The organism is Pseudomonas sp. LD120, assembly GCF_009861525.1.
Lineage (GTDB): Bacteria > Pseudomonadota > Gammaproteobacteria > Pseudomonadales > Pseudomonadaceae > Aquipseudomonas.
The window spans coordinates 79,499-101,552 of sequence record NZ_WVHL01000001.1 but is presented as its reverse complement, the minus strand read 5'-3'; the positions used below and the strand labels follow the sequence as shown (position 1 = coordinate 101,552).

23 protein-coding genes are annotated in these 22,054 nt (G+C 63.3%); 15 read left to right on the top strand and 8 right to left on the bottom strand.

The window, feature by feature from the left end:
• The first annotated feature begins 185 nt into the window (after positions 1-185).
• The 3 genes from quiC (at position 186) to PLD_RS00510 (ending at position 3,218) form a co-directional block, all read left to right on the top strand.
• Entirely contained in the window at positions 186-2,096 is a 1,911-nt protein-coding gene (gene quiC, locus PLD_RS00520) for a 3-dehydroshikimate dehydratase QuiC (RefSeq protein ID WP_159888874.1), read from the top strand.
• Positions 2,097-2,200: 104 nt separating this feature from the next.
• Positions 2,201-2,878: a TetR/AcrR family transcriptional regulator gene (locus PLD_RS00515; RefSeq protein ID WP_159888872.1), complete on the top strand. Its 678-nt coding sequence runs from the start codon at positions 2,201-2,203 to the stop codon at positions 2,876-2,878.
• Between the two features lie 115 nt (positions 2,879-2,993).
• Positions 2,994-3,218, top strand: a complete 225-nt coding sequence (locus PLD_RS00510; protein WP_159888870.1) for a hypothetical protein — start codon at positions 2,994-2,996, stop codon at positions 3,216-3,218.
• Positions 3,219-3,318: 100 nt separating this feature from the next.
• Here PLD_RS00510 and PLD_RS00505 read toward each other — a convergent pair whose 3' ends face one another.
• Complete coding sequence (locus PLD_RS00505) at positions 3,319-4,173, bottom strand: shikimate dehydrogenase (RefSeq protein WP_159888868.1); 855 nt, start codon at positions 4,171-4,173, stop codon at positions 3,319-3,321.
• On the bottom strand, positions 4,170-4,619 hold the full coding sequence (gene aroQ / locus PLD_RS00500) for a type II 3-dehydroquinate dehydratase (RefSeq protein WP_159888866.1): 450 nt from the start codon (positions 4,617-4,619) through the stop codon (positions 4,170-4,172). Before aroQ ends, PLD_RS00505 begins: the two co-directional genes overlap by 4 nt.
• A gap of 341 nt (positions 4,620-4,960) precedes the next feature.
• Here aroQ and PLD_RS00495 point away from each other — a divergent pair, with 341 nt between their 5' ends.
• From PLD_RS00495 to PLD_RS00470, 6 genes are all read left to right on the top strand, one after another.
• Positions 4,961-5,383 (top strand): DUF4160 domain-containing protein, encoded by a 423-nt coding sequence (locus tag PLD_RS00495; protein WP_102882290.1) that lies wholly within the window; start codon positions 4,961-4,963, stop codon positions 5,381-5,383.
• Entirely contained in the window at positions 5,380-5,826 is a 447-nt protein-coding gene (locus PLD_RS00490) for a DUF2442 domain-containing protein (RefSeq protein WP_159888864.1), read from the top strand. Before PLD_RS00495 ends, PLD_RS00490 begins: the two co-directional genes overlap by 4 nt.
• Positions 5,827-5,947: 121 nt before the next feature.
• The gene (locus PLD_RS00485; RefSeq protein WP_159889728.1) at positions 5,948-6,469 is read left to right on the top strand and encodes an RNA polymerase sigma factor; all 522 of its coding nucleotides are present in this window, start codon (positions 5,948-5,950) and stop codon (positions 6,467-6,469) included.
• A 63-nt stretch (positions 6,470-6,532) separates the two neighbouring features.
• Positions 6,533-7,546: a FecR family protein gene (locus tag PLD_RS00480; protein WP_159888862.1), complete on the top strand. Its 1,014-nt coding sequence runs from the start codon at positions 6,533-6,535 to the stop codon at positions 7,544-7,546.
• Between the two features lie 131 nt (positions 7,547-7,677).
• A complete protein-coding gene (locus tag PLD_RS00475) occupies positions 7,678-10,383 on the top strand; it encodes a TonB-dependent receptor (protein ID WP_159888860.1) in 2,706 nt (901 codons plus the stop codon).
• A gap of 82 nt (positions 10,384-10,465) precedes the next feature.
• Positions 10,466-11,083 carry a heme acquisition protein HasA gene (locus PLD_RS00470; protein WP_159888858.1) on the top strand — a complete coding sequence of 206 codons (618 nt, stop codon included), beginning with the start codon at positions 10,466-10,468 and terminating at the stop codon, positions 11,081-11,083.
• A 234-nt stretch (positions 11,084-11,317) separates the two neighbouring features.
• On the opposite strand, the gene trmA is transcribed toward PLD_RS00470, so the two are convergent.
• Complete coding sequence (gene trmA, locus PLD_RS00465; RefSeq protein ID WP_159888857.1) at positions 11,318-12,397, bottom strand: tRNA (uridine(54)-C5)-methyltransferase TrmA; 1,080 nt, start codon at positions 12,395-12,397, stop codon at positions 11,318-11,320.
• On the bottom strand, positions 12,394-13,689 hold the full coding sequence (locus tag PLD_RS00460) for an NCS2 family permease (protein WP_159888856.1): 1,296 nt from the start codon (positions 13,687-13,689) through the stop codon (positions 12,394-12,396). Before PLD_RS00460 ends, trmA begins: the two co-directional genes overlap by 4 nt.
• Positions 13,690-13,896: 207 nt before the next feature.
• Between PLD_RS00460 and PLD_RS00455 the strand changes: the two genes are divergently transcribed.
• Together PLD_RS00455 and PLD_RS00450 are read left to right on the top strand one after the other, a co-directional pair.
• Complete coding sequence (locus PLD_RS00455) at positions 13,897-14,346, top strand: DUF4879 domain-containing protein (protein ID WP_159888855.1); 450 nt, start codon at positions 13,897-13,899, stop codon at positions 14,344-14,346.
• Between the two features lie 77 nt (positions 14,347-14,423).
• A complete protein-coding gene (locus PLD_RS00450; RefSeq protein WP_159888854.1) occupies positions 14,424-14,975 on the top strand; it encodes a DJ-1 family glyoxalase III in 552 nt (183 codons plus the stop codon).
• 3 nt (positions 14,976-14,978) lie between these two features.
• Here PLD_RS00450 and PLD_RS00445 read toward each other — a convergent pair whose 3' ends face one another.
• Both PLD_RS00445 and PLD_RS00440 read right to left on the bottom strand, forming a co-directional pair.
• Positions 14,979-15,269 (bottom strand): HigA family addiction module antitoxin, encoded by a 291-nt coding sequence (locus PLD_RS00445; protein WP_159888853.1) that lies wholly within the window; start codon positions 15,267-15,269, stop codon positions 14,979-14,981.
• 15 nt (positions 15,270-15,284) lie between these two features.
• Positions 15,285-15,551: a type II toxin-antitoxin system RelE/ParE family toxin gene (locus tag PLD_RS00440; protein WP_159889726.1), complete on the bottom strand. Its 267-nt coding sequence runs from the start codon at positions 15,549-15,551 to the stop codon at positions 15,285-15,287.
• A 438-nt stretch (positions 15,552-15,989) separates the two neighbouring features.
• On the opposite strand from PLD_RS00440, the gene PLD_RS00435 reads away from it, so the two are divergent.
• Positions 15,990-16,286, top strand: a complete 297-nt coding sequence (locus PLD_RS00435) for a hypothetical protein (protein WP_178116097.1) — start codon at positions 15,990-15,992, stop codon at positions 16,284-16,286.
• Positions 16,287-16,320: 34 nt separating this feature from the next.
• Here PLD_RS00435 and PLD_RS00430 read toward each other — a convergent pair whose 3' ends face one another.
• Entirely contained in the window at positions 16,321-17,559 is a 1,239-nt protein-coding gene (locus PLD_RS00430; RefSeq protein WP_159888850.1) for an MFS transporter, read from the bottom strand.
• A gap of 571 nt (positions 17,560-18,130) precedes the next feature.
• On the opposite strand from PLD_RS00430, the gene PLD_RS00425 reads away from it, so the two are divergent.
• From PLD_RS00425 to PLD_RS00415, 3 genes are all read left to right on the top strand, one after another.
• Complete coding sequence (locus PLD_RS00425) at positions 18,131-19,570, top strand: cytochrome ubiquinol oxidase subunit I (RefSeq protein ID WP_159888849.1); 1,440 nt, start codon at positions 18,131-18,133, stop codon at positions 19,568-19,570.
• Between the two features lie 3 nt (positions 19,571-19,573).
• Positions 19,574-20,581, top strand: coding sequence for a cytochrome d ubiquinol oxidase subunit II (cydB, locus tag PLD_RS00420; protein ID WP_159888848.1), 1,008 nt, complete (start codon positions 19,574-19,576; stop codon positions 20,579-20,581).
• A gap of 105 nt (positions 20,582-20,686) precedes the next feature.
• Positions 20,687-20,854, top strand: coding sequence for a DUF2474 domain-containing protein (locus PLD_RS00415; RefSeq protein ID WP_159888847.1), 168 nt, complete (start codon positions 20,687-20,689; stop codon positions 20,852-20,854).
• A 65-nt stretch (positions 20,855-20,919) separates the two neighbouring features.
• Here the strand turns inward: PLD_RS00415 and PLD_RS00410 are convergent, their stop codons facing one another.
• A complete protein-coding gene (locus tag PLD_RS00410; protein WP_159888846.1) occupies positions 20,920-22,044 on the bottom strand; it encodes a methyltransferase in 1,125 nt (374 codons plus the stop codon).
• Between the last annotated feature and the right edge of the window lie 10 nt (positions 22,045-22,054).

Below are 22,054 nucleotides of genomic sequence, written 5' to 3'. Positions count from 1 at the left end.
GCGGCTCAATGTGCTGTCGATGGTGCGCAGTGGCTGAAAAATCGTCAATTCGCCAAGCGGCTTTTTGTTCGATAATCGAACACAAAACTAACTGGTTCGTACACTTTAAATCATGCTGTGGAATAATCCGCAACATCGAATAAAAGGCTCGGGTGCCACCGGCCGTTATCCCCGGGAGTTCAACCATGCAGCGTTCCATTGCCACCGTATCCTTGAGCGGTACCTTGCCGGAAAAACTCGAAGCCATCGCCGCCGCCGGCTTCGATGGGGTGGAGATTTTCGAGAACGACCTTCTCTATTACGACGGTAGCCCTCGGGAAATCAGGCAGATGTGCGCCGACCTGGGGATCGCCATCACCCTGTTCCAGCCATTTCGCGATTTTGAGGGCTGCCGCCGCGATCGCCTGGCGCGCAACCTGGAACGTGCCGAACGCAAGTTCGACTTGATGCAGGAGCTGGGCACCGACCTGGTGCTGGTATGCAGCAACGCCCAGGCCGACAGCCTCGGGGACCGGCAGATTCTCATCGATGATTTGCACCTGTTGGCCGAACGGGCCGCGCTGCGCGGCTTGCGCATCGGCTACGAAGCCCTGGCCTGGGGCCGTCACGTGAATACCTATCAACAGGCCTGGGACATCGTGCACAGCGCCGATCACCCCAGCCTCGGGGTGTTGCTGGACAGCTTCCACACCCTGTCGCTCAAGGGCGACCCGGCAGCGATTGCCGAGATTCCCGGGGACAAGATCTTCTTCGTGCAGATGGCCGATGCGCCGATCCTGGCCATGGATGTGCTGGAGTGGAGCCGACATTTCCGTTGCTTCCCCGGCCAGGGCGAATTCGACCTGCCGGGCTTTCTGGCGCCGATCATCAAGAGCGGCTACACCGGGCCGCTGTCCCTGGAAATCTTCAACGATGGCTTTCGCGCCGCGCCGCCGCGGGCCAACGCCGCCGACGGCCTGCGCTCCTTGCTGTACCTGGAGGAGAAGACCCGCGAGCGCCTGTTGCAGGAGGCGCAACCGGTGGCCAACCTGGATATTCTGTTCGCCCCGCCAGCGGTTGACGCCTATGGCGGCACCGAGTTTCTTGAGTTCGCGGTGGACGACGCCCTGGGCGCCAAGCTGGGGAACTGGCTGGAGCGCCTGGGGTTTGCCAGGGCCGGACAGCATCGCTCCAAGAACGTGAGCCTGATGCGTCAGGGCGATATCAACCTGATCCTCAACGCCGAGCCCTATTCCTTCGCCCACAGCTTCTTCGAGGCCCATGGTCCTTCGGTGTGTGCCACGGCCATTCGGGTCAAGGACAGCGCCAAGGCTCTGGAGCGGGCGGTGGCCTACAAGGGCCAGCCTTATCGCGGCCTGGTGGGCCCCAACGAGCTGGAACTGGCGGCGGTGCGCGAGCCCGATGGCAGCCTGATCTATCTGGTGGACCCGCAGCAGGGCGGCCAGCACCTGTACGACACCGACTTCAACATGCATGACGATGTGCAAGCCAAGGGCGGCCTCAAGCGTATCGACCACATGGCCATGGCCCTGCCGGCGGACAGCCTCGACAGCTGGGCGCTGTTCTACAAGAGCCTGCTGGATTTCGAGGCCGATGACGAAGTGGTGCTGCCCGATCCTTATGGCCTGGTGAAAAGCCGCGCCCTGCGCAGCCGTTGCAGCTCGATCCGCTTGCCGTTGAACATCTCGGAGAACCGCAACACCGCGATTTCCCACGCGCTGTCCAGTTATCGTGGCAGCGGGGTGCATCACATTGCCTTCGACTGCGACGACCTTTTCGCCGAGGTCAGCCGGGCCAAGCAGGCCGGGGTACCGCTGCTGGATATTCCGCTCAATTACTACGACGACCTGGCCGCGCGCTTCGACTTCGACGATGAGTTCCTCAGCGAGCTGGCGTATTACAACGTTCTGTATGACCGCGATGCCCAGGGCGGCGAGCTGTTCCATGTCTACAGCGAACCCTTCGAGGGGCGCTTTTTCTTCGAGATCATCCAGCGCAAGAACGGCTACGCCGGCTATGGCGCGGCCAACGTTGCGGTGCGTCTGGCGGCCATGGCCAAATCCCGCAGTGGCGCGGTGCGCCAGGCCAAGTTGTAGCGCATTGGTAACCGGAGGCGGTAATCCACCGCCTCTGTACTTTCTTTCGCGACAGGACGCGGCCCATAATCGCCCGCGTGTGCAGTGATGGCCGTGAGCCCAGAATGACAATGACCAGTGAACGCTCGATGGCGCCCGATGAGCCTACTCTCGAACCGCGCAAGAGTCGTAAGAACAACCCGGAAAAGACCCGCGAGAACATCCTTCAAGAAGCCATTGTCGAGTTCGTCCAGCAGGGCCTGTCCGGCGCGCGGGTGGATGCGATCGCCGAGCGCATCCACACCTCCAAGCGCATGATCTACTACTACTTCGGCAGCAAGGAGCAGCTGTACGTCGAGGTATTGGAGAAGCTCTACGGTGACATCCGCAACACCGAGAGCCGCCTGCACCTGGCGGAGCTTGCGCCGCCTGAAGCGATCCGTCGCTTGGTGGAGTTCACCTTCGATCACCACGACCGCAACGTCGATTTCGTGCGCATCGTCAGCATCGAAAATATCCACAAGGGTGAGTACGTCAAGCAGTCCGGCGTGATCAAGGCGATGAACAACACCATCCTCCATGCCCTGGGCGAGATCCTTGAGCGCGGCGCGCAGGAAGGCGTGTTCCGCAGTGGCCTGGACCCGCTGGACGTGCACTTGCTGATCAGCTCGTTCTGCTTTTATCGGGTGTCGAACCGTCACACCTTTGGCGAGATCTTCCAGATCGACCTGCCGGACGAAAGCATCAAGCAGCGGCACCGGGAAATGATCTGCGAATCGGTGCTGCGCTACCTGCAGACCTGACCCGGAGCTTTAGGGCCGGGTTGGCTTGTCAGGCGCTGGCTTGCTGGCGAAAGCGTCCGTAAGATCGCCTCGCCACCCCGGCTCTCGCATCATCCCCCACGACAAGGAAGGCACCATGGGTAACCCCGTCCCAACGCTTAAAATCATCCTGATCCTGATGATCGTCGTTGACTCATTCTGGTTCGGTGAGCGCCTGCTGTCCCTGACCGGTTTCAGCGTGTTCGACTGGATGCCGAGCGCGGTGATCAATCTGCTGGGCCTGTTCGGCAGTCTGCTGATGATTCTCTTCAACGTGCTGTTGATCGGCCTGCTCGCGCGCCTGCAGCTCAAGCCCGAGTAAACGCTGTACCTGTCGCCGCTGCCGCAGGCTCGCCAGCGTCCTGACGGATGCCGAGGCCCCTGCGGGGCCTGTCGCAGCCTGCGGCGGCAACCGGCGTATTTCAGCCATTCATGCTGTGGAAGTGCGCCAGCATCCGTTGCGGGTTGGCGCTCTGACCGCTGAACAGCTCGAACGCCTTGACCGCCTGGAACACCGCCATGGTGCCGCCGTCCAGGGTTCGGCAACCCAGGGCGCGGGCATTGCGTAGTAGCTCGGTTTCCAGCGGGAAGTAGACGATCTCGGCCACCCACAGCTGCGCCCGCAGCAGTTCCACCGGCACCGGCGTGCCCGGCAGCTTGGCCATGCCCATGGGCGTGGTGTTCACCAGGCCGTCGGCGCTCGCCAGGGTGCTGGGCAGGTCGCCACCGGCCTTAGCCCGAGCGGCGCCGAAATGCTGGTTGAGGTTGTCCGCCAGGCTCTGCGCCCGCTGGTTTTCCACATCGAAAATGCTCAGTTGCTCCACACCCTCACTGAGCAGGGCGTGGGCCACTGCCGCGCCGGCGCCGCCGGCCCCCATCTGCACCACGCGCCGTCTGCTCACGCCATGCAGGCCACGCCGGAACCCTTCGGCAAACCCCAGGCAGTCGGTGTTGTGGCCGATCCGCTTGCCGTCCTTGAGCACCACGGTGTTGACCGCGCCAATGCCGCGAGCTTCCGGGGACAACTCGTCCAGCAGCGGCAAGATGCTCTGCTTGCAGGGAAAGGTGATGTTCAGGCCGGTGAAGTTCATCCGTTCGGCGGCTTGGAGCAGGTCGGGCAGGGCGCTGCTGTCGAGCCCCAACTGGTCCAGGTCGATCAGCCGGTACAGGTAGCGCAGGTTTTGCGCGTCGCCTTCGTGTTCATGCAGGGCCGGGGTGCGTGAAGCCTGGATGCCGGCGCCGATCAGTCCGGCGAGTACGCCTGTATGGCCTGTCATAGACCTTGCTCCTTGAACCGCAGGCTGAAGTGTTCCAGCGCCAGGCGATAGCCGTGGCTGCCAAAGCCGCACATCACCGCCAGGGCAATACCCGAGACAAAGGAGTGATGGCGGAACGGTTCGCGGGCGTGGACGTTGGACAGGTGCACTTCGATCACCGGCAGTTCACTGGCCACCAGCGCATCGCGGATCGCCACCGAGGTGTGGGTCCAGGCGGCGGGGTTGATCACGATGCCGGCGCAGCGCCCGCGGGCGGCGTGGATCCAGTCGAGCAATTCGCCTTCGTGGTTGGTCTGGCGAAACTCCACGACCAGGCCCAATTCCTCGGCGGCACGGCCGCACAAGGCCGAGACATCGGCCAGGGTCTCGTGGCCGTAAGTGGCCGGTTCACGGCTGCCGAGCAGGTTCAGGTTCGGGCCGTTAAGCACCAGAACGATAGGACGCATGGGGGTAGATCTCCGTTGTTATTGTCAGCCTCGGGAGAGGGTACGAGGCACTGGGGAGGTAAATTGTACTAACTGGTTAATTTGGTCAATTGATGGCCGAGAGCGGAACCCGGGAAGGCTGATTAAGTGTTCGATAACCGAACGCTGTTATTGGCGATGGCCGTGGCGAGGCCTTGTCCGGCAATAAATGCTGACGACTTGGCGGCTGCCCGGAGGCCTTCCTGACCTTCTCCGGGACTAACCTCAAGCAGGTCACCTCACTGCTGCCCTTTCAGGCCGGTGGTCGGATTAATCATGGAAACATGAGTCTTTGGACTCAATAACCTAACGGATGGGTTAGCATGAAAGTGTTCGTTTACAAGGGCTATGCGGTCGTCGTCATGTTGCGTGACGAACATTGCCCACCCCATGTGCATGTGGATGGCGGTCGTTGGAGTGCCCGTTTTCGCTTCAGCTTCTGGCACAACGGTGTCGAGCTCTGGGACGTTGTCCCCCATGGCCGTCGCCCGGCACTGGCAGTCCTTGAAGGCTTGCGCCAGGCCTTGAAGCAACGGGTGCATCTGGCTCGGCGTATCTGGTGGAGCAAACTGCGCACCTTGTGTCTTGAGCAGCAGTTGTGGGATTGGCAAGCGAACGCTGTGGTGGAAGGTTCAAGCGCCGGCTGCAGGGTGTACCTGATCGAGTCAGCGCACTACGAGGAACAACGAAACCTGACTCGCCTGACCCTGGTGGGTGCGGCGCAAGGAGTGGAGATCGAACTATGAAAGTCGTCAAGGCAGCGGTGCCCGTCGATGTGCCCTTGACCCAGGAGCAGCTGGATCAAGCGGTCGAACGCGGTGAGGCGCGTCACGACGCGGGTTTGCCAGTCAGTACCTTGAGCTATGCGGCCGGGTGCCTGTGCCTGGGCTTTGCCGATGGCAGCTCGATTCATTTGCCGGTGGACAACTATCCGGAGCTGGCGGCGCTGAGCGACACCCCATTGCAGCAACTGCAGTTGGGCTTTTCCGCCACGGCGGTGTGTCATGAGGCCCTGGACCTGCAGGTGTCGATTGTCGGGCTGCTGTCCGCCAGCGAGCCGCTGATGAAACTGGCGACCCAGTTGGTCGCCTCCCGTAACGGTCGGCAAAGCAGCGCGGCCAAGGCTCGGGCGGCACGCCTGAACGGCAAGAAGGGCGGCCGGCCGCGCAAGGTCGAGGTGCCAGCCTAGGTCCTGGAAAGCGGCTGGCAGCCGGTGCAAGCGATCGCTAATGAATACTGATATCAATTGAAAGTCATTCTCGACTGGCCGTAAGATGCCGGCAATTTCCTTCATGTTCCAGGGAGTCGGTTTGTCGGATGTGGATCTCAAGGGACTGTTTCTCAAGCATGCCGCGACCTTGCGTGGGTACCTGGCGCGCAAGGTACGGGACCCGCAGTTGGCCGCAGATCTGGTGCAGGAGAGTTTTCTGCGGCTGGCCGAGCAAACGCGCGGTGAGCGGATCGACAACTCCCAGGGCTATCTCTACCGCACGGCGAACAACCTGCTGATCGACCATGTACGTCAGGAGGCGCGGCGCAAGACACAGACCGTGCCCCATGAAGTACTGACCGACATCGAGGATGAGGCGGCCGGGTTGGAGGCTCAGGCGATGGCGCAACAACAGCGCAAGGCACTGAAACAGGCGATCACGGAGCTGCCTGCGCGCACTCAGGAAATCTTCCGCCTGAACCGTATCGAAGGCATGACCCACGCCGAGGTGGCCCGGCACCTGAACATTTCCGATAGCTCGGTGCAAAAGCACCTGTCCCGGGCGCTGGCTTATGTGATGCAACGCCTGCAGGCTACCGACGGTCGGCCGGTTGACCAGTGAGTTACGGTAAAAGTCGGGGCCAGACGTCACTGCTTATATATAACGAGAAATCGAGATTCACACGTGAATAGCCAGGGTCCGCAAGAGCGCAGTATCACCGAGGCCGCCGCCGATTGGGCGGTGCGTTTGCACGCGGGAGGCCTGAGCGCCACCGAGCAGGCGCAGCTTGCCCAGTGGCAGGCCGCCGACCCGCGTCATCCCCAGGCCCTGGTGTTTGCCCGGCAGACCTGGGAGGCCCTGGGCGAGCTGCGCCTGGACCCCGAGCTGGCGGCCACTGCCCCACCACGACGCCAGGTGGAACGGCCTGCGGCGACAATACAGCGCCCGCGCCGTCGACGCCGGCTGGTGCGGGTCGCCAGTGCGGCCATGCTGGTTCTGGCGGTGGCCCTGGGCTGGCTGCAAGGGCCGCAGGCACTGCTGTACCTGCAGGCTGACTACCAGACCGGCAAGGGCGAGGTGCGCACCGTGCAACTGGCCGATGGCAGCCAAGTGGAGCTGGATTCGGGCAGCGCCATTCGCCTGGACTACAGCGGCGACAAGCGCCAGATCCAATTGCTGGCCGGCTCCGCCGTGTTTGATGTGGCGCCCATGGTCGGTGAAGAGAAACGACCTTTCATCGTGCACAGCGCCAGCGGCCAGACCCGAGCCCTGGGCACCCGTTTTGTGGTCGGGCGCGAGAGCGATCAACAAGCCTGGGTTGGGGTGTTGCAGCACAGTGTCGCCGTGAGCCTGGATGCCCCGGCGCAACGCGGCGTTTCCGAGCGGGTTCTGCAAGAGGGGCAGAGCGTGCGCTATGACTCGCAGTCGGGGGTGGTGGCACTTGATGGGCTCGATCTGCAGCGCGCCACCAGTTGGCGGCGCGGGGTCCTGGTGTTCGACCGCCAGCCCCTGAGCGCGGTAGTGGAGCGCCTCAATCGCTATCGATCCGGGCGAGTGGTGCTGGCCAACAGTGCCCTGGCCCAGCGTCAGGTCAGCGGTGTATTCCGTCTGGATATGCTCGATGCGGCCCTGGCCACTCTCACCCAGGAGTTGCAGGTGCAGCGTTTCGACCTGGCCGGCGTCAGCCTGATTTATTGAGGCCGGTGGGCCTTTTTTACCTTCGGCGAAAAATAATCGGAAAAACCTTACTGAGTTTTCCTGCCTGGCACGTCTAGCTAATTGAGATGCATTCGCATGCACTAAAAGTAGCCAGCGCAGGAATCAGGAACATGAGGGTAGGCAGTCGCACTGGAATTCACGCCGCAAGTCGTCTGGCCCTGGCCATTCACTTGGGCGTAGTAGGGCTGTTGGCGGGAGGTGGTTTGTTGCACGCGGCAGAGCCCGTGGGCGTAGCCCAGCAGAGCGCTGAGCAACCACCTGAACAGGATTTCGATATTCCCGCCCAGGCCCTCGGCAGTGCGGTGTTGGCTTTTGCCGAGCAGGCCGGAGTACAGGTGCTGTTCGACAGCTTGCGCCTGCATGGCCTGCACAGCTCGCCACTCAAGGGCCGCTACAGCGCCGAGGAAGGACTGGCCCGGCTGCTGGGCAATGCGCCGGTGGAGTACCGCTTTAACGGCGAGCGCCAGGTGACCCTGAGTCGGGTGGAAACCGGACGTGATGGCGCCCTGGCCCTGGCCCCCACCACGATTTCCGGCGACCTCGAAGGCCGGCAGAGCGATTGGGTATACAACGCGCCACGCTCGGTGAGCGTGGTCGGCCGCGAGCAACTGGATCGCAATCCACCGCGGCATGCCGCCGAAATGCTGGAGGAAACTTCTGGCGTGTATTCGGCGCTCAGCCAGCAGGACCCAGGGGTGTCGGTGAACATCCGCGGCATCCAGGACTATGGTCGGGTCAACATGTCGGTGGACGGCATGCGCCAGAACTACCAGCAAAGCGGCCACCAGCAGCGCAACGGCACCCTCTATGTCGACCCCGAACTGCTCTCCGAAGTGGTGGTGGAGAAGGGCGCGACCTCGACCATGGGCGGCGCTGGGGTGATCGGCGGGGTCGCCAACTTTCGCACCGTCGAGGCCCGCGACCTGCTCAAGCCCGGCCAGGAAATCGGCGGCCGGATCCGCCTGACCACCGGCCTGGGCGGGCGCAGCAACGGCACTCACTTCATCGGCAGTTCCGCCTTCGCCGTCGGCACCGAAGTCTGGGACATGCTGCTGGCCGCCAGTGAACGCCACCTGGGCGACTACAAACCGGGGACCCGTGGCGGCATCGGCGAACTGCGCACCGGCAGTTGGATGGACCCGTCGATCAATGACCGGGTGAAGCGCTCCAAGGTGGCCTACTCCGCTTCGGTGATGCGCTCGCGTCTGGCCAAACTGGGGCTCAATCTGCCCCAGGACCAGCGCCTGCAACTGAGCTACCTGACCACCCAGGTGTCCTACGACGACGCCAACATGATGAACACCGAGAATAAGGATCGGCTCTGGGAGAAGCTCGGTAGCAGCGATGTGCAATCGCAGAACTTCAGCCTCGACTACAGCTACACCCCGGACGACCCGTTGATCGACTTCACGGCCAAGCTCTATTACGTCGACAACCGCAATCACCAGAGCACCCTCAAGCGCAGGAGCAGTCCCGGCTACTCGATCACCTACCAGACCGACACCTATGGCGTCCAGGCACAGAACACCTCGACCTTCAGCCTGGGCGAGCTGTCCACGCTCAAGGCCAATTACGGCCTGGAGTTCTTCTACGACAAGGTCCGCCCCGACGCCAGCCAGCCGGTGCCCAAGGGCTCGGCGCTCAAGGCTTCGCCGGCGGCGAGCATGACTCCCGAGGGCGACCGGGCCCTGGGCAGCCTGTTCACGCGGCTGGACTTCGACTACGACGGTTGGCTGAACCTCAATGCCGGGTTGCGTTATGACCGCTACCGCCTGCGCGGCGAGACCGGGATCAACACCCGAACCTTCGTGATCGGCAAGACGCCGCAGCAGGTCTCGGTGCCGGTGGCCTATGACATCGATAACCAGGAAGGGCGCTTCTCGCCGACCTTCGGCCTGTCGGTCAAGCCCGGGGTCGAGTGGCTGCAACTGTTCGCCAGCTATGGCAAGGGCTGGCGGCCACCGGCGGTGACCGAAACCATGATCAGCGGCCGGCCCCACGGTGGCGGCTCGGAGAGCACCTTCCCCAACCCTTTTCTCAAGCCGGAGCGCTCCACCACCTGGGAAGCGGGGGTCAACGTATTCAAGGAAAACCTCTGGTTCAACGATGACCGCCTGGGCATCAAGGTGGCCTATTTCGACACCCGTATCGACGACTTCATCTACATGGCCATGGGCGTGCAGCCCCCCGGCTACGGTTCGCCCGGCATCGGCAACAGCGCCTACGTCAACGACCTCAGCAGCACCCGTTTCAAGGGCGTGGAGTACCAGCTCGACTATGACGCCGGCCGCGCCTACGGCCAGTTGAACTACACCCGCATGATCGGTGACAACGATTTCTGCACCAAGATCGCCTGGCTGGGAGGGGTGACCCAACCGGTGAAGACCGGCACAGGGCGTGGCGCGATTGTCACCGGCATGCGCGCCGATGAGGCCGCCAACAACGCGAGCCGCTGCAACGCCGCGATCCTCGGCTCGGCCGAACACATGCCCATGGACCGCGGCACGCTGACCCTGGGCGCGCGCTTTTTCGAACGCAAGCTGGATATCGGTGCCCGGGCCCGCTACAGCGCCGGCTACTCGATCGCCGGTTCGGGGACCGGGACCGTGAGCCAGACCGGCGTCTACCCGGCCGACTGGAAGCCCTACACCGTCTACGACCTGTATGGCAGCTACCGGGCCACTGAAGAGCTGACCCTGCGCCTGGCCATGGAAAACGTCACCGACCGCGCCTACCTGGTGCCCCTCGGCGATGTCCTGGCCTTCACCCTCGGCCGCGGGCGGACCCTGCAAGGCAGTGTGGAATATCAGTTCTGAGCGCTTTTGCCCGTTGATGGGCAAAACCGCAGCAGGCACTGGCGTGCTGCGGCCATGACCCACCTATGTATTGGAGTTTTGCATGAGCATTTCGATCTCTTACAGCGCTACCTACGGCGGTAACACTGTTGCGCAATACCTGACTGACTGGTCGGCCTACTTCGGTGATGTCAACCACCGTCCAGGCGAAGTGGTGGATGGCAGCAACACCGGTGGTTTCAACCCGGGCCCGTTCGACGGCACCCAGTACGCGATCAAGAGCACCGCCAGCGACGCGGCCTTCGTGGCCGATGGCGATCTGCACTACACCCTGTTCAGCCAGCCAAGCCACACCCTGTGGGGCTCGGTGGACACCATCGCCCTGGGCGACACCCTCGCCGGTGGTTCGGGCAGTGCCTACACCCTGGTCAGCCAGGAAGTCAGCTTCAGCAACCTGGGCCTCGACAGCCTGAAGGAAGAAGGCCGCGCAGGCGAAGTGCACAAGGTGGTCTATGGCCTGATGAGTGGCGACAGCTCGGCCCTGGCCGGCGAGATCGATGCCCTGCTCAAGGCGATCGACCCCAGCCTGTCGCTGAACTCGACCTTCGACGACCTGGCCGCCGCCGGCGTTGCCCACGCCACCCCGGCTGCCGCAATCGCGGCCGATATCAGCCTGGTGGGCGTACCGGGCATGGCCTTGGATTGGGCTCTGGCCGCCTGAGTGTCGGCGTGACTCACCGCCGTCGCCCGAGTTTTACACAGCCAGGGCGGCGGCGCTGACCCATTCTGGAGCGCGTCGGGCCTGGCCTTGTAGGCGCTGGCGTGCCAGCGAGCAGCCGCCAGATCGACGCATGTCTCAAGGGCCCCATCGCCGGCAGGCCGGCTCCTACGCAGGGGCGGGCGGCAGAATGCAAACAGCCGTCGCGAGGACGGCTGTTGGTTGACGCAGGGCAGATCAGCGGCGGCTCAGCAGGACCCCGGACTCCATGTGGTGAGTCCAGGGGAACTGGTCGAACAGCGCGCAGCGGGTGATGCGGTGGGTGTCGTGCAACTGGGCGATGTTGGCCGCCAGGGTTTCCGGGTTGCAGGAGATGTACAGGATGTTGTCGAAGCGCCGGGTCAGTTCGCAGGTGTCCGGGTCCATGCCGGCCCGGGGCGGGTCGACGAACACGCTGCCGAATTCGTAGCTCTTCAAGTCCACGCCCTGCAGGCGGCGGAACGGCCGCACTTCGTTCAGGGCTTCGGTCAACTCTTCGGCGGACAGACGCACCAGGGTGACGTTATCCACAGCGTTTTCGCTGAGGTTGCTCAAGGCGGCGTTGACCGAGGTCTTGCTGATCTCGGTGGCCAGTACCTTGCGCACCCGGGTGGCCAGGGGCAGGGTAAAGTTGCCGTTGCCGCAGTACAGTTCCAGCAGGTCGTCCGGGCGCTCGCCCAGGGCTTCATAGGCCCAGTTGAGCATCTTCTGGTTCACCGTGCCGTTGGGCTGGGTGAAGGCGCCTTCCGGTTGGCGGTAGCTGAAGGTACGCCCGCCGACTTCGAGCTGTTCCACCACGTAGTCCTGGCCGATGACTTCGCGCTTGCCCTTGGAGCGACCGATCACGCTGACCTTGAGGTCGGCGGCCAGTTGGCTCGCCGCCTTGTGCCAGTGCTCGTCCAGCGGGCGGTGGTAGCACAGGGTGATCATCGCGTCCCCGGCCAGGGTGGTGAGGAACTCCACCTGGAACAGCTTGTGGCTCAGGGCGCTGCTGGCTTGCCAGGCGGCCTTGAGCCGGGGCATCAACTGGTTGATGCGCTGGCTGGCGATGGGGAACTCCTCGATGAGGATCGGCGTGCGCTTGTCGTCCTGGGAGAACATCGCGTAATGACGTTCTCCGGCTTCGCGCCACAGGCGGAACTCGGCCCGCAGGCGAAAGTTCTGCAGGGGCGAATCGAAGACCTGGGGCTCGGGGGCCGCGAAGGGCGCCAGCAGGTCACGCAGGCGCGTGACCTTATCGTTCAACTGGACGGTGTAGCTTGCGGGGTCAAAAGTCATGCGGCGAACCAACCCAGCTTGATCACGAACAATATCGACAGGATCACCAGCGGTGCGTTCAGCTCGCGGGCGCGGCCCGACAGCAGCTTGATCACGGTCCAGGCGATAAAGCCGAAGGCAATGCCGTTGGCGATGGAATAGGTAAAAGGCATGGCCAGGGCGGTGACCACCACCGGGGCGGCGACGGTAATGTCGTCCCAGTCGATTTCCGCCAGGCCCGAAGTCATCAGCACGGCGACGAACAGCAAGGCCGGCGCGGTGGCAAAGGCCGGAACGCTGGCCGCCAGCGGCGAGAAGAACAGCGCCAGCAGGAACATGATCGCCACCACAATGGCGGTCAGGCCGGTGCGCCCACCGGCGCTGACGCCCGCCGCGGATTCGATGTAACTGGTGGTGGTCGAGGTGCCCAGCAGGGAGCCGGCCATGGCGGCGGTGCTGTCAGCGATCAGCGCCCGGCCCATTTTCGGCATGTGGCCGTCCTTGCCCATCAGGCCAGCGCGCTTGGCCACGCCGATCAGGGTGCCGGAGTTGTCGAACAGATCAACGAACAGGAAGGCGAAGATCACGCTGACCAGGCCGATATCCAGGGCGCCCTTGATGTCCAACTGCAGGAAGGTCGGGGCCAGGGACGGTGGCATCGAGGTCACGCCGCCGAACGGGGTAATGCCCAGCAGGATGGAGACGATGGTTACCGCAAGAATGCCGATCAAGACCGCGCCACGGACCTTCAGGGCCTCCAGGGCCACGATCAGGGCAAAGCCCAGGGCGGCGAGGATAGGTGCTGGCTTGCTCAGATCGCCAAGACCGACCAGGGTCGACTTGTTGGCGATCACGATCTCGGCGTTGTGCAAGGCGATCAGCGCCAGGAACAGGCCGATACCGGCAGCAATGGCCGAGCGCAGCGGCAGCGGGATGCTGTTGATGATCCATTCGCGGATTCTGAAGATCGACAGCAGGAAGAACAGCACCGCCGAGATGAACACCGCACCCAGCGCCACTTGCCAGGTGTGGCCCATGTGCAAGACCACGGTGTAGGTGAAGAAGGCGTTCAACCCCATGCCCGGGGCCAGGGCGATCGGGTAGTTGGCGATCAGGCCCATGATGGTCGAGCCGATGGCGGCAGCCAGACAGGTGGCGACGAACAGGGCGCCCTTGTCCATGCCCGTCTCGCCGAGAATGCTCGGGTTGACGAAAAGGATATAGGCCATGGCCAGGAAGGTGGTGACGCCCGCAAGAATCTCGGTGCGCACGTTGGTGTTGTGTGCCTTGAGTTGAAACAGCCTTTCCAGCATGTCTGCTCCCCGTGGCGCCGCCGGGCGCCGTGAATGTATCGACTCCAACAGCAAAGCACAGACTTTATAAGGTGCCTGTGGATTTGCTCTGGGTCGGAAAAAGCCGCGCATCATACCAGCAGCGTGGGCCAATGGCTGCGATCGTCGGCGATGTTTTGCACTGCTGGCAAGTAGCGCATACTGCGCCCTGCCTTTAAGGGGGGATTTATGCGCAGCACAGTGAAAATGATCGCGTTGGCGTTGGTGGGAGCCGCGACCTGCTGGCTGACGACTCCGGCCCTGGCGCGTTCGGCGCCGCCGTTGAGCCAGGTGGAAATTCTCAAGGTGTTGTCGCCGTCCTGCGGGCTGGAAGATGTCTCCGATGGCCGCGCGCGGACCGAGTGCGATCACAGCGGGCCGAACATCAAGGTCTATGTACTGGAGATCGGCTACGGTCGTGAGCCGAATGTGACCCTGGACGGCTTCGAGGTCGATGGCACCCGCTCGCCGGTGTGCGAGGACGGCTCGGCCTATGTGCCCTGCGGCAACTCGGGAATCACCGTGGGCTACATCTATGTCTTCGACCTGGCGGGCAAGCAGGAAGGCACTTTCAGTTTCCGCAACACTTCGCTCAACGCCCCGGGCAACAGCCTGGGCGCGCAGATCTATATCAAGTAGCAACCCTCGGACAGCGTTTTGAACGGCGGCCGGCAAAGCTGACTAAGCTCTACAGACCTCCAGGTGGAGTCATCCCCATGACCTTCAGAGCCTTGGTCACCCTTGCCGAAGGCATTGATGACCTGCAAAGCGTGACCCTGATCGACGTACTGCGCCGTGCCGAAATCGAGGTGTTGGCGGCCAGCGTCGAAAACCGGCGCATGCTCACCTGCGCCCGCGGCACCCGGCTGACCGCCGACGCCATGCTGGTGGATGTGCTGGCCCAGCGTTTCGACCTGATTGTGCTGCCCGGCGGCGCGGTGGGGGCCCAGCATTTGGCGGGCCATCAACCCTTGATGCAGTTGCTCAAGGATCAGGCGGCCGCCGGCAGGTTCTTCGCCGGCATCGCCGACGCACCGGCCCTGGCCTTGCAAGCGTATGGGGTGCTGCGCCAGCGGCGCATGACCTGCTTGCCCAGCGCCAGCCATCAGCTGTTGGGCTGTACCTTTGTCGACCAGCCGGTGGTGGTGGATGGCAACTGCATCACCGCCCAGGGCTCCGGCGCGGCCCTGACGTTTGCCCTGGCCCTGGTGGAGGCGCTGTGTGGTCGCGGCAAGCGCGCCCAGGTGGCAGCAGAATTGCTGGTATAGGGCTCAGCCGACATGGGCCGCGATAGGCTCGATCACCGGTTGCAACTCCTGCTCGGTGTGCCAGATGTCGTAATCGGCCTGCACCGCCAGCCAGACCTTGGCCTTGCCGATTCCGGCACGTTCCAGGCGGACCGCCAGTTCCGCGCGGATCGGCGCATGGCCGTTCAACACCTTGGACAGATGCGGGCGGGCATAGCCGATATGCCGGGCCAGCTCCGTCACGCTGATGCCCAGTTCGGGCAAGATATCCAGGCGCAAGGTGTCACCGGGGTGGGGCGGGTTGTGGATGGGCATGCTCCTGCCTCCTGTTCAGTGGTAGTCCAGATAACCGACCAGTTCGATATCCGAACCTACGAAACGAAAGACCACTCGCCAGTTGCCGGACACCACCAAAGACCAATAGCCGCGCAGGTCGCCCTTGAGTGGGGGCAGCCGCCAACCCGGCAGGTTGAGGTCTGCCGGTTCGCTGGCGTGATCCATGAACGACAGCTGGCGTGCATGCTCAGCCCGTATTCCACGAGTCGATCCGGTTTCATAGAAGGCGCGCAGGCCTTTGTGCTGAAAGGGCTTGATGATGGGTAGCGAGTGTAAGGCGATACCTTACACACATCGTAGCGGTTTTGTATTGCAGAGAATGATCAACAAGCTGTTACGAGGCCCCCGCGGGGAGCTTCTCTGTCGCAGCTCTGTTCGGCAAGGCGTCGGGCAGGAGGGGCTTGTGAGCGGGTAACAAAGGCTAACCAGCCGCTCCTTGCACCCCCCGTCCTATCCCCCCTATAGTTCGCGCCGTCGCTGCCAATTCAGCGGCCGGGTTTGGTCACCCGAAATTAGAAGGCGCACGCGCCACCCTGGTTTGCAGGCACTTTTTCGTGCCCGCACGCTTAATGGTGGGCTGTGCGCGGGACACCTTCGGGTGTGCCGGGTGCCTTCTTCCCGGTTGACCAACCTGTGCACAGTCCGCCACCCATCGTTTGGTCACGATTGGGGCGGTCATTCATAAAGAAGGATCTAATGATGAATACCCCGAAAACTGCTGCCCGCTATGTGCCGCTTAAATCCAACATAAGCCGCCCCGGTGTGTTTTTTATCAACGCCAATGCGTCCCCTGAGGCGCTTTACGAGGCGGCCGAGCAACGTATGCGTACCGCTGCCAACCTGTTGGAAACCCTGTGCTGCCTGAACTTCAGCCACGGCGATGTGAAGGACATCCCGCACATCATCGATGTGCTCTATGTACTGACCCAGGATGGTTGCGACCTGCTGGAGGCGGCGAAGTGGCGAGCCTGTGCTGAGGCTCAGCCCAGTCACTGATAGCTGAACCTGGCCGCGCCCGTCCGGCGCGGTTTCACACCTTGGCTTCTTCCACGTGCTCGATCATCCGATCGCGCTGGGCCAGGGTCGGGAACAGCTTGATCCAGATCCCGGTCACCAGCAGCGTGCCGACCCCGCCCAGCACCACCGCCGGCACGGTGCCGAACCAGTGGGCGGTCAGCCCGGATTCAAATTCCCCCAGTTGGTTCGAAGCGCCGATGAACAGGCCGTTCACCGCGCTGACCCGGCCACGCATGTCGTCCGGGGTTTCCAGTTGCACGAAGGAGGCGCGGATCACCATGCTGATCATGTCCGCCGCCCCCAGCACCACCAACACCGCCAGGGAAAACCAGAACGACGTCGAGAGGCCGAAGGCGATGGTGGCCACGCCAAACACCCCGACCGCGGTGAACATCACCCGCCCGACCTTGCGCTCGACGCTAAAACGCGCCAGCCACAGCGACATCAGCAAGGCGCCCACCGCTGGCGCCGAACGCAGCAGGCCCAGGCCCCAGGGGCCGGTGAGCAGGATGTCCTTGGCGAACACCGGCAACAGCGCGGTGGCGCCGCCCAGCAATACCGCGAACAGGTCCAGGGAGATGGCGCCGAGGATGTCCGGGCGGCTGCGGATGAAGCGAATGCCCGCCAGCAGCGAATCGAGGGTGGCCTTGCCCTTGTTCAGCGGCGTCTGCCGGGCCGGCAGGTTGAGCATCAGCAGGCAGGCGATCAGGTACAGAACCACGGTGGGGCCGTAGACCCAGACGCTGCCAAAGGCATACAGCAACCCACCCAGGGCCGGGGCGACGATGGTCGCCGACTGTTGCGCCGATTGCGCGGCGGCCACCGCCCGGGGAAACAGCGCCGCGGGCACGATGCTCGGCAGCAGGGCCTGGGTGGTGGGCATCTCGAAGGAACGGGCGCCGCCGAGGAGGAAGGCCAGGATGAAGATCATTTCCCGAGTCACGCTGTCGGTCAGGCTGCCGACGGCCAGGGCCAGGGCGATCAAGGCTTGCAGCGACTGACAGATCGCCGCCACCCGGCGTCGGTCGTAGCGGTCGGCCACATGCCCGGTGTGCAGCATGAACAGCACGCGGGGGGCGAACTCCACCAGCCCCACCAGGCCCAGGTCGAGCACATTGCCGGTCAGCTGGTAGAGGTTCCAGCCGATGGCCACGGTGAGCATCTGAAAACCACTGGCGGTGAAGATCCGGGCCAGCCAGAACGCAATGAACGGACGATGGTGACGGAGCAGCAGAGGAGGGTGGCTGGGCATCGGGCGGTCAATCTGAGCAGGAAGTGCGACGAGGTTATCATCAAGGTGTAACCAATAGTTGCGGGGCGCGGGAACATCGTTAGCTGCGCATCTATCTCGTTTTTCATTCGAACACCGGGTCGCCAACCCTATAGCCGCTGCTGCAGGCTGCGAACGGCTGCGGAGGAGACGCCAGGGGCTTGAATACGCCGCGGGTTCGACGGGAAATTGCCAGGCAAGGCCCTGCGTACCGAACGCGGCCCGGCCTTTCGCAGCTTCGCAGGCTCAGCAGCGGCTACAGGGATTGGGCTAGGAAAATGCCGGGAAAGCCCCGGGCTTGAGAGGGTGAGGCAAGCTGTCACGCGGCAAATAACCACAGAGTTGCGCGCTGAAAATAGGACTACTCTTTTAACGTTGCTTGATCCAGATCAAAACCTTTCCCAAAGGATGATGTGGTGGCCAATAGGCCTGAATCCCTGCGTTGCGATGGTTTAAAAAAGAACGAATCCGAATTCGCCGTACTCCATATCCGTGGGGGCAGTGGGTGCAGGCCTCTGGCCGGCAGCCGGTATTACCTGACAGAGGAAAGCTTATGTTCGGTTTAGAGGCGCTTGATCTCGCCCGAATTCAATTCGCGTTCACCATCTCGTTTCACATCCTGTTCCCGGCCATCACCATTGGCCTGGCGAGTTACCTGGCGGTACTCGAAGGCCTGTGGCTGAAAACCCGCGACGACACCTACCGCGATCTCTACCACTTCTGGTCGAAGATCTTCGCCGTCAACTTCGGCATGGGCGTGGTTTCCGGCCTGGTGATGGCTTACCAGTTCGGCACCAACTGGAGCCGCTTCTCGGATTTTGCCGGCTCGGTCACCGGCCCCTTGCTCACCTATGAAGTGCTCACGGCCTTCTTCCTCGAAGCCGGTTTCCTCGGCGTGATGCTGTTTGGCTGGAACAAGGTCGGCCGCAAGCTGCACTTCTTCTCCACGGTGATGGTGGCCATCGGTACCCTGATCTCGACCTTCTGGATCCTCTCGTCCAACAGCTGGATGCAGACCCCGCAAGGCTATGAAATCGTCAACGGCCAGGTGATCCCGGTGGATTGGCTGGCGGTGATTTTCAACCCCTCATTCCCCTATCGTCTGGCGCACATGGCGGTCGCTGCGTTCGTCGCCACGGCGTTCTTCGTCGGCTCGTCGGCAGCCTGGCACTTGCTGCGGGGGCGCGACAACCCGGCCATTCGTCGCATGCTGTCGATGGCCATGTGGATGGCCCTGATCGTGGCGCCGGTGCAGGCAGTGATCGGCGACTTCCACGGCCTCAATACCCTCAAGCATCAGCCGGCGAAAATCGCCGCGATCGAAGGCCACTGGGAAAACATCGGCAACGAGCCAACCCCGCTGATCCTGTTCGGCTGGCCGGACATGAAGGCTGAAAAAACCAAGTTCGCGGTGGAAATCCCCTACCTGGGCAGCTTGATCCTCACCCACTCGCTGGACAAGCAGGTGCCGGCGCTCAAGGAGTTCCCGCCCGAGGACCGGCCCAACTCGACCATCGTCTTCTGGTCGTTCCGGATCATGGTCGGCCTGGGCATGTTGATGATCTTCACCGGGCTGTGGAGCGTCTGGCTGCGCAAGCGCGACACCCTCTATACCTCGCGTCCATTCCTGTACCTGGCGTTGTGGATGGGCCCATCCGGGCTGATCGCGATCCTCGCGGGCTGGTTCACCACCGAGATCGGCCGCCAGCCGTGGGTGGTCTATGGTCTGATGCGCACGGCGGATGCCTCGTCCGGCCACAGCTTTGTGCAGATGAGCATCACCCTGGCGCTGTTCGTGGTGGTGTACTTCTCGCTGTTCGGCGTGGGTATCGGCTACATGATGCGCCTGGTGCGCAAAGGCCCGGTCACCAACGAAGGTGCCGAAACCAGCCACGGTGGTCCCGGGCAGAAACGTACCCCGGCCCGTCCGCTGTCCGCAGCCGACGATGATCACGACGCCGACCACGGCACCCGCCTGAACAAGGGGAACTGAGTCATGGGTATTGATCTTCCGCTGCTCTGGGCCGTGATTATCATCTTCGGCATCATGATGTACGTGGTCATGGACGGCTTCGACCTGGGGATCGGGATTCTCTTCCCGTTCGTCAAGGATGACCGCGATCGTGACGTAATGATGAACACCGTCGCCCCGGTCTGGGACGGCAACGAAACCTGGCTGGTACTCGGGGGCGCGGCCTTGTTTGGCGCCTTCCCGCTGGCCTACTCGGTGGTGCTCTCGGCGCTCTACCTGCCGCTGATCCTGATGCTGGTGGGGTTGATCTTCCGCGGCGTGGCTTTTGAGTTCCGCTTCAAGGCCAAGGAACACAAGCGTCACATCTGGGACAAGGCCTTCATCGGCGGCTCGCTGGCGGCGACTTTCTTCCAGGGCGTGGCGCTGGGGGCATTCATCGATGGCTTGCCGGTGGTCAATCGGCAGTTTGCCGGCGGTTCGCTGGACTGGCTGACGCCCTTCACCCTGTTCTGTGGCCTGGCGCTGGTGGTGGCCTATGCCTTGCTCGGCTGCACCTGGCTGATCATGAAGACCGAAGGCAAGCTGCAGCAGCAGATGCATGACATTGCTCGGCCCCTGGCCTATGTAGTGCTGGCAGTGATCGGCATCGTCAGTATCTGGACGCCGCTGGCCCACGCCGAGATTGCCGCGCGCTGGTTCACCCTGCCGAACCTGTTCTGGTTCCTGCCGGTGCCGATCCTGGTGCTGGTGACCATGTACGGCCTGCTGCGCGCCGTGGCCCGCAACGCCCACTACACGCCGTTCCTGCTGACCCTGGTGCTGATCTTCCTCGGCTACAGCGGCCTGGGCATCAGCCTGTGGCCGAACATCGTGCCGCCGTCGATCTCCATCTGGGACGCCGCGGCGCCGCCGCAAAGCCAGGGCTTCATGCTAGTGGGCACCTTGTTCATCATTCCGTTCATCCTGGGTTACACCTTCTGGAGCTACTACGTGTTCCGCGGCAAGGTGACTCATGAAGACGGTTATCACTAGGTAGGCGCCGGCTTGCCGGCGAACAGGCCCTTGAGCCCGGCTGGCCGGCGTTTTCGCTGGCCAGCCAGCGCCGACGAGGGTTTGGGTTAAGCAGGAGTCGAGATCATGAGCGGTAAACACTCTTTGCAGGAAATCGAACAGGCGGAAAAGAAGCCGCTCTGGCAGCGCCTGGGCTGGCTGGCGGCGATCTGGGGCGGCAGTGTCCTGGCGCTCTTCGTGGTGGCCAGTCTGATGCGCATGTTTATGAACGCTGCGGGCCTGACCACCCACTGATCATCCCATCCCGTTGCCTTGCGGCACGGTTTCAACCCTCCGCTCGCGGAGGGTTTTTTTTCCTGTTATTTACGCGCCTTGAGGATCACGAACTTGGGCGTCGCCGCCACTTGCTCCACGCCGCGGAACAGGCGCGCCAGCTTGCTGTGATAGCCCAGGTGGCGGTTGCCGACTATATAGAGCGCACCGCCCACCACCAGGGCTTCACGGGCCTGCTGGAACATGCGCCAGGCGAGAAAATCGCCGACCACTTGCTGCTGGTGGAACGGTGGGTTGCACAGCACCACGTCCAGGGACTGGGGTTCCTGGCCGGCCAGACCGTCGCCGGCGCGCATTTCGGCTTCGCGCTCGCCCAGCACGGCCTGCCAGTTCTCCCGGGCCGATTGCACAGCCATGAAGGATTCGTCCACCAGGGTGTAATGGGCCTGGGGGTTGTCCAGGGCGCTGGCGATGGCCAGTATGCCGTTGCCGCAGCCCAGGTCCGCGACCCGGGCGCTGCCAAGGTTCTGCGGCAGGTGCGGAAGGAACGCGCGGGTGCCGATGTCCAGGCCTTCGCGACAGAACACATTGGCGTGGTTGAGCAGCTCGATGGCCGGTTGTTCCAGGCGATAGCGGGTTGGGTAGGGCGACACGGCCGCCGGCCTGGCTTCTGGCGTGGCGATCAGCAGGCGAGCCTTTTTCACCGCCAGCGAAGCCTGTACCGGGCCGATGTAGCGCTCCAGCAAGTCGCCGGCGGCGCGGGGCAGGTGCTTGACCATGGCCGCCGCGACCACCTGGGCGCCTGGAGCCAGTTGCCCTTGCAGGCGGATCAGCTGTTCTTCCAGCAGGGCCAGGGTCTTGGGCACGCGGATCAGCACCCGGTCGAATGGACCGTTCAAGGGCTCGCTGGCCGGTATCACCCGCAGGGCGTCGAACGGCAGGCCGTTGCGCATCAGGTTCTTTTCCAGGGCCAGGGCGCCCAGGTACGAATCACCGCTGCTGCTGACCTGGACCTTGCCCAACAGGCTCGCGGCCAGGGCGCCGAAGCTGTCGTTGAGAATCAGCACCCGGGTATCGCTGGTCGGTTGCTGCTCGGCCAGATGGTTGAGCAGGTATTCGTCCGCCGCGTCGAAGGCTTGCAGCGGCTCGTTTTGCTGTTCGGGCTGGCGGATCAGGTCGAGCTGGGCGAAGGGGCTTGCAAGCAGGGGCATGGGGCGGACT

What these genes read in the sequence shown, in the direction of transcription:
- quiC (WP_159888874.1), top strand. Translation starts at nt 186, where the DNA reads ATGCAGCGTTCCATTGCCACCGTATCCTTGAGCGGTACCTTGCCGGAA.
- PLD_RS00515 (WP_159888872.1), top strand. Translation starts at nt 2,201, where the DNA reads ATGACAATGACCAGTGAACGCTCGATGGCGCCCGATGAGCCTACTCTC.
- PLD_RS00510 (WP_159888870.1), top strand. Translation starts at nt 2,994, where the DNA reads ATGGGTAACCCCGTCCCAACGCTTAAAATCATCCTGATCCTGATGATC.
- PLD_RS00505 (WP_159888868.1), bottom strand. Translation starts at nt 4,173, where the DNA reads ATGACAGGCCATACAGGCGTACTCGCCGGACTGATCGGCGCCGGCATC.
- aroQ (WP_159888866.1), bottom strand. Translation starts at nt 4,619, where the DNA reads ATGCGTCCTATCGTTCTGGTGCTTAACGGCCCGAACCTGAACCTGCTC.
- PLD_RS00495 (WP_102882290.1), top strand. Translation starts at nt 4,961, where the DNA reads ATGAAAGTGTTCGTTTACAAGGGCTATGCGGTCGTCGTCATGTTGCGT.
- PLD_RS00490 (WP_159888864.1), top strand. Translation starts at nt 5,380, where the DNA reads ATGAAAGTCGTCAAGGCAGCGGTGCCCGTCGATGTGCCCTTGACCCAG.
- PLD_RS00475 (WP_159888860.1), top strand. Translation starts at nt 7,678, where the DNA reads ATGAGGGTAGGCAGTCGCACTGGAATTCACGCCGCAAGTCGTCTGGCC.
- PLD_RS00470 (WP_159888858.1), top strand. Translation starts at nt 10,466, where the DNA reads ATGAGCATTTCGATCTCTTACAGCGCTACCTACGGCGGTAACACTGTT.
- trmA (WP_159888857.1), bottom strand. Translation starts at nt 12,397, where the DNA reads ATGACTTTTGACCCCGCAAGCTACACCGTCCAGTTGAACGATAAGGTC.
- PLD_RS00460 (WP_159888856.1), bottom strand. Translation starts at nt 13,689, where the DNA reads ATGCTGGAAAGGCTGTTTCAACTCAAGGCACACAACACCAACGTGCGC.
- PLD_RS00455 (WP_159888855.1), top strand. Translation starts at nt 13,897, where the DNA reads ATGCGCAGCACAGTGAAAATGATCGCGTTGGCGTTGGTGGGAGCCGCG.
- PLD_RS00450 (WP_159888854.1), top strand. Translation starts at nt 14,424, where the DNA reads ATGACCTTCAGAGCCTTGGTCACCCTTGCCGAAGGCATTGATGACCTG.
- PLD_RS00445 (WP_159888853.1), bottom strand. Translation starts at nt 15,269, where the DNA reads ATGCCCATCCACAACCCGCCCCACCCCGGTGACACCTTGCGCCTGGAT.
- PLD_RS00435 (WP_178116097.1), top strand. Translation starts at nt 15,990, where the DNA reads ATGAATACCCCGAAAACTGCTGCCCGCTATGTGCCGCTTAAATCCAAC.
- PLD_RS00430 (WP_159888850.1), bottom strand. Translation starts at nt 17,559, where the DNA reads ATGCCCAGCCACCCTCCTCTGCTGCTCCGTCACCATCGTCCGTTCATT.
- PLD_RS00425 (WP_159888849.1), top strand. Translation starts at nt 18,131, where the DNA reads ATGTTCGGTTTAGAGGCGCTTGATCTCGCCCGAATTCAATTCGCGTTC.
- cydB (WP_159888848.1), top strand. Translation starts at nt 19,574, where the DNA reads ATGGGTATTGATCTTCCGCTGCTCTGGGCCGTGATTATCATCTTCGGC.
- PLD_RS00415 (WP_159888847.1), top strand. Translation starts at nt 20,687, where the DNA reads ATGAGCGGTAAACACTCTTTGCAGGAAATCGAACAGGCGGAAAAGAAG.
- PLD_RS00410 (WP_159888846.1), bottom strand. Translation starts at nt 22,044, where the DNA reads ATGCCCCTGCTTGCAAGCCCCTTCGCCCAGCTCGACCTGATCCGCCAG.